The organism is Candidatus Atribacteria bacterium (assembly GCA_011056645.1).
Classification (GTDB): Bacteria; Atribacterota; Phoenicimicrobiia; order Phoenicimicrobiales; family Phoenicimicrobiaceae; genus Sediminicultor; species Sediminicultor quartus.
On record DSEL01000060.1, the window covers coordinates 1 to 9,573 of the forward strand.

Annotated in this window: 7 protein-coding genes and 7 tRNA genes; all 14 read left to right on the forward strand. The window is 33.5% G+C overall.

Annotated elements, in window-relative coordinates:
* Window positions 1-87: 87 nt before the first annotated feature.
* The 14 genes from ENO17_02150 to lon all read left to right on the forward strand — a co-directional run bounded on the left by ENO17_02150 (window position 88) and on the right by lon (window position 9,527).
* Window positions 88-948: a polyprenyl synthetase family protein gene (locus ENO17_02150; GenBank protein HER23848.1), complete on the forward strand. Its 861-nt coding sequence runs from the start codon at window positions 88-90 to the stop codon at window positions 946-948.
* A 240-nt stretch (window positions 949-1,188) separates the two neighbouring features.
* The gene (locus tag ENO17_02155) at window positions 1,189-1,914 is read left to right on the forward strand and encodes a ribonuclease PH (GenBank protein ID HER23849.1); all 726 of its coding nucleotides are present in this window, start codon (window positions 1,189-1,191) and stop codon (window positions 1,912-1,914) included.
* Window positions 1,908-2,507, forward strand: a complete 600-nt coding sequence (locus ENO17_02160; GenBank protein HER23850.1) for an XTP/dITP diphosphatase — start codon at window positions 1,908-1,910, stop codon at window positions 2,505-2,507. Before ENO17_02155 ends, ENO17_02160 begins: the two co-directional genes overlap by 7 nt.
* Window positions 2,508-2,918: 411 nt before the next feature.
* Window positions 2,919-2,992, forward strand: a tRNA-Pro gene (locus ENO17_02165).
* Window positions 2,993-2,996: 4 nt separating this feature from the next.
* Window positions 2,997-3,072, forward strand: a tRNA-Gly gene (locus tag ENO17_02170).
* Window positions 3,073-3,084: 12 nt separating this feature from the next.
* Window positions 3,085-3,161, forward strand: a tRNA-Arg gene (locus ENO17_02175).
* A 17-nt stretch (window positions 3,162-3,178) separates the two neighbouring features.
* Window positions 3,179-3,256 (forward strand) — tRNA-His (locus ENO17_02180).
* Window positions 3,257-3,268: 12 nt separating this feature from the next.
* A tRNA-Arg gene (locus ENO17_02185) sits at window positions 3,269-3,345 on the forward strand.
* Window positions 3,346-3,412: 67 nt separating this feature from the next.
* A tRNA-Lys gene (locus ENO17_02190) sits at window positions 3,413-3,488 on the forward strand.
* Between the two features lie 6 nt (window positions 3,489-3,494).
* Window positions 3,495-3,579: transfer RNA gene (locus tag ENO17_02195), tRNA-Leu, on the forward strand.
* Window positions 3,580-3,724: 145 nt separating this feature from the next.
* Window positions 3,725-5,032 (forward strand): trigger factor, encoded by a 1,308-nt coding sequence (locus ENO17_02200; GenBank protein HER23851.1) that lies wholly within the window; start codon window positions 3,725-3,727, stop codon window positions 5,030-5,032.
* Entirely contained in the window at window positions 5,029-5,622 is a 594-nt protein-coding gene (clpP, locus tag ENO17_02205; GenBank protein HER23852.1) for an ATP-dependent Clp endopeptidase proteolytic subunit ClpP, read from the forward strand. Before ENO17_02200 ends, clpP begins: the two co-directional genes overlap by 4 nt.
* Before the next feature lie 135 nt (window positions 5,623-5,757).
* On the forward strand, window positions 5,758-7,032 hold the full coding sequence (clpX, locus tag ENO17_02210; GenBank protein ID HER23853.1) for an ATP-dependent Clp protease ATP-binding subunit ClpX: 1,275 nt from the start codon (window positions 5,758-5,760) through the stop codon (window positions 7,030-7,032).
* A 146-nt stretch (window positions 7,033-7,178) separates the two neighbouring features.
* Entirely contained in the window at window positions 7,179-9,527 is a 2,349-nt protein-coding gene (gene lon, locus ENO17_02215) for an endopeptidase La (protein ID HER23854.1), read from the forward strand.
* Window positions 9,528-9,573 lie beyond the last annotated feature (46 nt).

Genomic DNA, 9,573 nt, shown 5'->3' on the forward strand with positions numbered 1-9,573 from the left:
AAAAGAAAATAGAGCAACTGGTAATTAAGAGTGAAGAGGATTACGCAATAAAACCTTTTTCTGAAAAAGAAGGAGAAGACACCATTAATGAATTTTGAAAAATATCTGGAAAATAAAAAAAATGTCATAGACGAGGCTTTAGATAAATATTTACCGACAGAAGAAGAACCGACTTCAATTATTCACAAAGCTATGCGTTACAGTGTTTTCAGCGGAGGAAAGAGAATTAGGCCAATTTTAACTTTGGCTGCCGCTGAACTATTAGGGAATGATAGTAAAAAAGTAATTAAGGCGGCTTGTGGGCTTGAACTAATTCATACTTTTTCATTAATCCATGATGATCTCCCTTCTATCGATAATGATGACTTTCGAAGGGGAAAACCAAGCAATCACAAAGTATTTGGTGAAGCTATTGCCTTATTGGCAGGGGACGCTCTTTTAGTTTCTGGATTTGATTTGGTGATTAAAAACTCCGAAGTAAAAGAAATAAAAAAGCAAGCCGTTCTAAAATTGATAAAAGAAATATGTTTTTGTATTGGAACTGAAAATATGTTAGGAGGACAGGTAGAGGATATAAACTTAAAAGACGAGAATATTAAAAAAGATGATTTGATTAATCTCTACATGAAAAAAACTGCTGCCTTAATCTGTCTTTCTATTAGAGCAGGAGCAATATTATCTGGGGCGAAACAAAATGAACTTAAAGCTTTAACTAAATATGGTGAAAATATAGGATTGGCTTTCCAAATAATTGATGATATGCTCGATATAATGCAAGACCAAAGAGATATAGGAAAACCAACTTACGCTAATAAATTCGGATTAAAAGAATCTAAAAGCGAATCCGAGAGATTGATCAAGGAAGCAAAAGATGCTTTAGATATATTTGAAAACAAAGCGGAAACGTTAAAAAATATAGCCGATTATTTATTAACCAGAAAAAGATAAAAAATTAGCGTACAGCGTTTAGCGTAGAGCGTAGAAAATTGGTTAGTTTGTTACCTGGTCAAATATTTAGGAAAATAGAATTCAGAAGACAAATAAGAGAAGTAAAGGTTTATATCTCGTAAATTATTAAATAGCAGATAATATTATTACTCATTACTGATTACTAATTACTGTATTTTATACGCGATACTATACTTACTATACGCTGTAGGCTATACGCTAAAAAAAATTGGAGGGGAAATGTTTAGATCGAACAATCGTAAATACAACGAAATACGACCGATGAAGATTACCAGGAATTACATAAAATATGCAGAAGGATCTACCTTAATGGAAATGGGTGCTACTAAAATAATATGCACTGCTTCGGTTGAAGACAAAGTGCCTTTATTTTTAAGAGGGAAAAAAAGCGGCTGGATCTCAGCTGAATACTCTATGATACCTCGGGCAAATCAAATTAGAAATATTCGGGATTCAGTTAAAGGTAAAATAAGTGCCAGATCTTCTGAAATACAAAGATTGATTGGCAGATCTTTAAGATCGGTAGTAGATTCAATGCAATTAGGAGAACGAACCATTTGGATAGATTGCGATGTCGTTCAAGCAGATGGTGGAACCAGAACCTCAGCTATTATCGGTTCTTTTATTGCTCTATATGATGCCTTAACTTATCTGAGGGCAGAAGGACAATTAGAGGATATGCCCATAAAAGATTATATCGGTGCCATTAGCGCGGGTATAGTTGATGGAGAAATGTTACTGGATTTAAATTTTGAAGAAGATTCTCATGCGCAGGTCGATCTAAACATGGTAATGACTGAAAAAGGCGAGGTAATAGAAATTCAAGGAACAGCTGAGGGTAAGCCTTTTTCAAAAAGAAATTTAGGAGAATTGATTGAATTAGCAGAAACAGGAATAAAACAGATCATTGAAGAAGAAAAAAAGATCTTGGGAAAATTATGTTAGAGATACTTATTGCAACTAATAATTCAGGCAAAATAAAAGAAATAAAAGATATTTTAAACAACCCTAAAATAAAAATATTAGATATGAAAGATTTTCCCTCTCATCCAAAAATTGTAGAAGACGGCAAAACATATCAAGAAAATGCTTTTAAAAAAGCAAGGATAATTTCGGAGTATACCGGTAAAATATGTATGGCAGATGATTCGGGATTGGAAATAGAGTACTTAAAAGGAAAACCAGGGATATATTCTGCAAGATGGGGAAAGAGTGATGATGAACGGATAAGTAAGGTGCTTACATTACTTGAAAAAGTGCCCCCAAAAGAAAGAAAGGCAAAATTTGTTTGTGCAGCAACACTTGTCTTTCCGAATGGTAAAGTGTTTGAGGTAAAGGAAGAATGTAAGGGGAGTATCGATTTTAAGCCTAAAGGTGAGCATGGATTTGGTTATGATCCTATTTTTTTGGTTCCGGAATATGGCAAAACCTTTGCTGAATTAGGAGAGAAGGTAAAGAATCAGATAAGCCATAGGGGTAAAGCTATGAGAAAAATGGTAAATATAATAAATGAATTAATCGTTCAGCAAAGAATATAATTTAATAGTTTCCAGTGTCTCGATACTGTCTTCTCCTCTCTTTCCTTTTCTTTCTTTACCCTATACCATCTTTTCTTAGTATTTCTGTAATTGGAGCATTGGTGCATTAGCGCATTCTTCCAGTTATCTTCTCTTTACTCTATAATTGATACTATCTTATTCTCTCTTTCCTTTTCTTTCTTAACTATATACTAGATACTAGTTACTGTATACTTTCTTATTTTCTCTCTAATTGGTACATTGGTGAATTGGTTGATTATATTATGTTGTATCTTGAATTTAATACTAACGACTATTCACTATTCACTAACGACTAATTTAATTGGTGCATTGGTGCATTGGTCAATTGGCGAATTTTTATCATTTTATAATTGACTTATAGTTTTTTTTCTTATATAATAACTTTTGTTTCGGGGCGTAGCGCAGTTTGGCAGCGCACCTGCTTTGGGAGCAGGGGGTCGGAGGTTCAAATCCTCTCGCCCCGACTTTGCAGGAATAGCTCAGTTGGTAGAGCACTAGCCTTCCAAGCTGGTTGTCGCGGGTTCGAGACCCGTTTCCCGCTCCAATGAAATATTCCGCGCCTGTGGCTCAATAGGATAGAGCAACGGACTTCTAATCCGTAGGTTGGGGGTTCGATTCCCTCCAGGCGCGCCATTATCAAATAAGATATGGTGGGCGTAGCTCAGACTGGTTAGAGCCCTGGATTGTGGCTCCAGAGGTCGGGGGTTCAAATCCCCTCGCTCACCCCAATACACAAAGTTGCGCTCGTAGCCCAATTGGATAGAGCTGCGGACTTCGGATCCGATGGTTGGGGGTTCGAGTCCCTCCGAGCGCGCCAATTATAAAAGTGGTTTTTTACTAAAAAATAGTGTATGATAGATGAGAAATTAATATTTTAAATTTGTGGGCCGTTAGCTCAGTTGGTAGAGCACCTGACTTTTAATCCGGGTGTCACAGGTTCGAGTCCTGTACGGCCCACCAGAAATTGCGAGGGTGGTGGAACTGGTAGACACGCTGGATTTAGGATCCAGTGGGTAACTCCATGCGGGTTCGACTCCCGCCCTTCGCACCATAAAAATGGTAGAAGAATGTTCTTATTTTAATATATTAATTTATACAATTTAGTTAGTGTTGGTAAAAACAGCCGCAAAATTATTTGCGGCTTTGTTGCAATTATAGAATAAAGGAGTGGTTATAGTAACGGAGGTTCTAAAGTCATGGTAAAAGTAGAAATAAAAAAGCAAAAAGAAAATGAATTGAAACTCAAGATTGAAACGGATAAATTGGAAGTAAACAGCAATTTAGAAAAAGCCTATAATGATGTATCTTATCAAATAAAGATACCCGGATTCCGAAAGGGCAGAATTCCTAAAAATATTCTGGACTTGCATTTGGGAAAGGAATATTTTTATGATAAAACTGCCGAAAAATTAATTCCGAAATCCTATCTTGAAGCCGTCAATAAAAATAATATCCAGCCTATCAATCAGCCTGAAATTAAAGTAATACAAATAGAAGCAGATAAGCCATTAATTTTTGAAGCAACTGTTCAAATAAGACCGGAGGTAAAATTAGGTTCTTTTGATAAAATTAGCATTCAGAAAGAAGATATAAAAATAAACAATACTGATGTAAATAATGAAATAAAAAGAATTCAAGAAAATTTCGCTAAATTGAAGATAGTTAAAGACCGCAAGGTAAAAGAAGGCGATTTCCTGGTAGTTGATTCCTTAGGAACCATTGAAGGAAAAATGGTAGAAGGAAGTAAGGTTGAAAAACAAATGATCCAAATAGGGGCAAATACTCCACCCGAATTTAATAAGGCACTCATTGGCTGTTCACCGGGAGATGAAAAAGAGATAAAGATTATGATTCCTCAGGATGTTAAAGATAAAAAAATAGCCGGTAAAGAAATTACCTATAAAGTCAAAATTAATGAAATAAAAGAAAGAGAACTGCCTGAACTAAATTTAGAGTTTGTCAAAACAGTGGGTAAATATGAAAGCATAGATGATTTTAAGAAAGATATTAAAGAAAAGTTAAAAAAACAGATAGAAATGCTGAATAAAAATACCTATGAAAGTAAATTATTAGAAAAAGTTACTGATAGCAGTGAAGTAACAGTACCAAAAATACTTATCGAAAGAGAAGTAGAATATATGATGAAATCTTTAGAGAATGATTTAAAATCTAAAAAATTATCTCTACAGGATTATTATAAAAGTATTAAGGCTGACGAAGAAAAAGTCAAAAAAGAGTACGAAATTGTGGCTGAAAAAAGAATAAAACAAGAATTAGTGTTAGATAAAATTCGTCAAGTAGAGAATATCCAGGTTAGTGAGAAAGAAGTAAAAGAAAAAATTGAAGCAATTGCCAAAGAGATGAAACAAGATCCCTTGAAAGTAGAAGCTACTTTGAAAAAAAATAATAACCTGGATAGTTTGGAAGACAGTATCAGTAGAGAGAAAATAATTGATTTCTTAAATAAAAAAGTTAATTTGAAAAAGGAGGCGGAACCAAAATGACCTTAGTTCCTATTGTAGTTGAACAAACTCCCCGAGGGGAGAGATCTTACGATATTTATTCTCGTTTACTAAAAGATAGGATAATATTTTTGGGAACAGAAATAGATGATTCTATGGCTAATCTTATCATCGCTCAATTATTATTTTTAACCGCAACCGATCCCGAAAAAGATATATATATCTACATTAACAGTCCTGGTGGTTCTGTAAGTTCTACTATTGCTATATATGACACTATCCAATATATTAAATCTGATGTTTCCACTACCTGTATAGGTATGGCGGCTAGCGGTGCAGCTTTGATTTTAGCATCAGGAACGAAAGGAAAGAGATTTGCTTTGCCTAATTCAAGGATTATGGTGCATCAACCTCTGGGAGGAGCACAAGGGCAAGTTACCGATATAGAGATACAAACTCGAGAACTTAAAAGAATTAAAGATACGATCAATAAAATATTAACTTATCATACCGGCCAAAAACTTGAAAAAATTGAGAAGGATACGGATAGAGATTTTTATATGACCGCTCAAGAATCTAAGGAATATGGATTGGTGGATGAGGTAATTAAAAGCCGAGAAGAAATAAGATAGTATCAAGTATTAAGCATATAGTATATAGTAAAGAAAAGAAAGAAAAATGAAGATAGCCTTGAATGTTAAATTTTGATTTTCTTAACTTGATGCTGGATACTGGATATGATATTAAAATGACAAGAGAGGTGAACAATAGTGAATTGTTCTTTTTGTGGCAAAAGTCAGGATGAAGTTTATAAAATAGTTGCCGGTCCGGGTGTTTGCATATGTGATGAATGTATTAAAGTGTGTAATGACATTATATTAGAGAGAAGAAAGAATGAAGACCGGCCGTTTGATTTAAAAAATATCCCCTCTCCTAAAGAAATTAAAAATTTTTTAGATGAATATATAATAGAGCAAGAAAAACCCAAAAAAATACTCTCAGTTGCGGTATACAATCATTACAAAAGAATTGAAAGTAATAATAATGATAGATTAAACAAAGAGGGGAAAAAAACAGAACAGGTTAAGGAAGAAGTTGAATTAGAAAAAAGCAACATTCTGCTAATAGGTCCTACCGGATGTGGGAAGACCCTGTTAGCCAAGACTTTAGCTAAAAAATTAAATGTTCCCTTTGTTATTGCCGATGCTACCACTTTAACAGAAGCAGGATATGTAGGTGATGATGTAGAAAATATTCTATTAAATTTACTGAGAGTTGCCAATAATGATGTAAATTTAGCTCAAAAGGGGATCATCTATATAGATGAGATTGACAAAATAGCACGTAAGTCAGAGAATCCATCTATAACTCGAGATGTCTCGGGGGAAGGAGTTCAACAAGCTCTTTTAAAAATTATAGAAGGAACAGTAGCCAGCGTACCACCTTACGGCGGAAGAAAACACCCACAAGAAAAGAATATTCAGATAGATACCAAGGAAATATTGTTTATTTGTGGGGGAACATTTGAAGGATTAGAAAATATAGTAAATTACCGCATAGGGAAAAATAATATTGGCTTCAAGGCAGAAATAAAAAGTAAACATAGCGAAGAAAAAAATTATAAGTTAATGGAAAATGTTTTACCGGAAGATTTGATAAAATATGGATTAATTCCCGAATTAGTAGGGAGATTACATATTATGTCTACTTTAGAAACCTTGGATAAAAATGCATTAATAAAAATATTGACCCAGCCGAAAAATGCCATAGTAAAGCAATATAAAAAGATCTTTGAATTAGAAGGAGTGGCACTTAACATTACTCCTGAAGCTTTAGAAGCTATTGTGGAAGCAAGTATAAAAAGAAAAATAGGCGCAAGGGGTTTACGTTCAATTATGGAAGATTCAATATTAGATATCATGTACCAGATACCTTCAGAAAAAAATATTGAAAAATGCACCATTACCGAAGAAGTAGTGAAAAAGAAACAGATGCCCGAAATAGAAAGATTTGAAAAAGGGTTGAAGAAAGAAACAGCCTGATCAATGTATATAGATAGTATTTAGCATATAGTATCTAATGAAGAAAAAAAAGATAGAAGTAAGGAGTATAAACTTACTCCATTTCGGAGATTAAATTTCTATATGATATAGGAGATACGAGAAAAAAGGGAGATTAAATATTCTAAATGAATAGTAAAAATATTAAAAGCTTGGAAAAAAATATATTACCTTTATTGCCCTTAAGAGAATTAGTTGTTTTTCCCAATATGATTATTCCTCTTTTTGTAGGGAGAGAGCAATCCATTAATGCTTTAGAAGAAGCAATCAATTCAAAAAGCATGATATTTATTACAGCTCAGGTAGATTCGGAGGTAGAAAAACCGAAAGCAGAAGATGTATATTCTATCGGTACAATTGCCAAGATCATACAAATTTATAAACTTCCGGATGATACCATAAAGATATTAGTAGAAGGTCTTAGTAGAGCAAAAATTAAAAATACAAAACGATTTAATAATTATTTTAAAGTAGAAGTAGAAAAAATTAAAGTAAAGAACGGCAAAAATCTAAAAATTGAAGCCTTGATGAGATTGGCTATCAATAGGTTTGAACAATATTTTAAATTTAATAATAAATTACCTTCTGAAATGATGCTATCTATAAAGAATATTGAAAAACCGGATAAATTAGCCGATGTAATTGCTTCAAATTTAGTTTTAAAGGTAAAAGATAAACAGAATCTGTTGGAAATAACTAATCCTTTAGAAAGACTGGAGAAAATAATTGTTCTTTTGAAAAAAGAGATCAGTATTTTGGAATTAGAAAAAAAGATACAAGAAAGAGTGGAAATAAATTTAGAAAATTACCAAAAAGACTATTATTTGAAGGAGCAGTTAAAAGAAATACAAAAGGAATTAGGAGACAATGAAGAAAACGCTTCGGAAGCAGATGAATTCAAGGAAAAAATATTTTCTCTAAAACTTGAGCAAGAAGTGGAAGAGAAGTGCATTAAAGAAGCTAACCGATTGGTAAAAATGCCCTTTTTATCTGCCGAGAGTGGAGTCATAATCAACTATTTAGAATGGATCATATCCCTCCCTTGGAATGACACTACCCAAGATAAATTAGATATAAAATTAGTAAAAAAAGTTTTAGATGAAGACCATTATGGTTTATTAGATATTAAAGAAAGAATCTTAGAGTACCTGGCAGTAAAAAAAATGAGCAACGAACAGTTAGGGACCATACTATGTTTAATCGGACCTCCAGGAGTAGGAAAGACATCCTTGGCAAAATCAATCGCTCGGGCAATGGGTAGAAAATTTGTAAGAGCATCTCTGGGAGGTATAAGGGATGAAGCAGACATACGTGGACACCGAAAAACTTATATAGGTTCTATGCCGGGAAGAATTATTCAAGGGATAGTTAACGTAAAATCTAAAAATCCGGTTTTTTTATTGGATGAAATTGACAAAATGGGAGTGGATTTTAGGGGAGACCCTTCTTCAGCACTTTTAGAAGTATTAGATCCTGAGCAAAACAATTCTTTTAGAGATCATTATTTAGAAGTCCCCTTTGATCTTTCAGAAGTCATGTTTATCACGACTGCTAATAATGAAGATGAAATACCTTATTCCCTAAGGGACAGAATGGAAATAATTAATATTCCCGGGTATACCGAATATGAAAAATTACAGATAGCGCAATTTTTTTTACTGCCCAAGCGATTGAATAATCATGGATTCAAGAAAGATGATATAGAAATATCTGAAAAAGCTATGAAAAAAATGATTCAGGAATATACTCATGAGGCGGGAGTAAGAAGCTTAGAAAAAGAGATTTCATCAATATGCAGAAAAGTTGCTTTGAAATTAATTTATTTTAAAAAGAATAAAAATAATAGAGTTAAAATTACCTTAAAAAATCTGGAAAATTATTTGGGAGTACCTAAATTTAAAATTGATAAAATCGGAAAAGAAGACGCTGTTGGTTTAGCCACAGGTTTAGCCTGGACTGAGATCGGTGGAGAAGTATTATCAGTGGAAACCATAGTCATGCCCGGAAAAGGTAAATTAACCTTAACCGGACAGTTAGGTGATATTATGCAAGAATCGGGTAAGGCAGCCTTAACCTATGCTCGTTCTCGGGCAAAAATATTAAAATTAGATAATAAATTTTACGAGAATTGTGATATTCATGTTCATATTCCGGAAGGGGCGGTTCCCAAAGATGGCCCATCCGCCGGTATAACTATGGCTACTTCTTTGGTTTCCTCACTTACCGACATCCCAATTCGAAAAGATGTAGCTATGACAGGTGAAATTACTCTGCGTGGAAAAGTATTACCGGTAGGTGGTCTAAAAGAAAAGATACTTGCCGCTTATCAATCGGGTATAAAAACCATTATTATACCTAAAGATAATTTTAAGAATTTAGAAGATTTGCCTAATGATATTAAAAAAAGATTAAAATTTATTATGGTAAATAATTTAGACGAAGTATTAAAAAATGCTCTTACCAGAAGTCCTTTTTAATTATAACTTTTTTTGACAGATAGCAGGGTCTGTAGTACTATAGATG

Coding starts and splice junctions, on each gene's coding strand:
- ENO17_02150 (HER23848.1), top strand. CDS start 88: ATGAATTTTGAAAAATATCTGGAAAATAAAAAAAATGTCATAGACGAG.
- ENO17_02155 (HER23849.1), top strand. CDS start 1,189: ATGTTTAGATCGAACAATCGTAAATACAACGAAATACGACCGATGAAG.
- ENO17_02160 (HER23850.1), top strand. CDS start 1,908: ATGTTAGAGATACTTATTGCAACTAATAATTCAGGCAAAATAAAAGAA.
- ENO17_02200 (HER23851.1), top strand. CDS start 3,725: ATGGTAAAAGTAGAAATAAAAAAGCAAAAAGAAAATGAATTGAAACTC.
- clpP (HER23852.1), top strand. CDS start 5,029: ATGACCTTAGTTCCTATTGTAGTTGAACAAACTCCCCGAGGGGAGAGA.
- lon (HER23854.1), top strand. CDS start 7,179: ATGAATAGTAAAAATATTAAAAGCTTGGAAAAAAATATATTACCTTTA.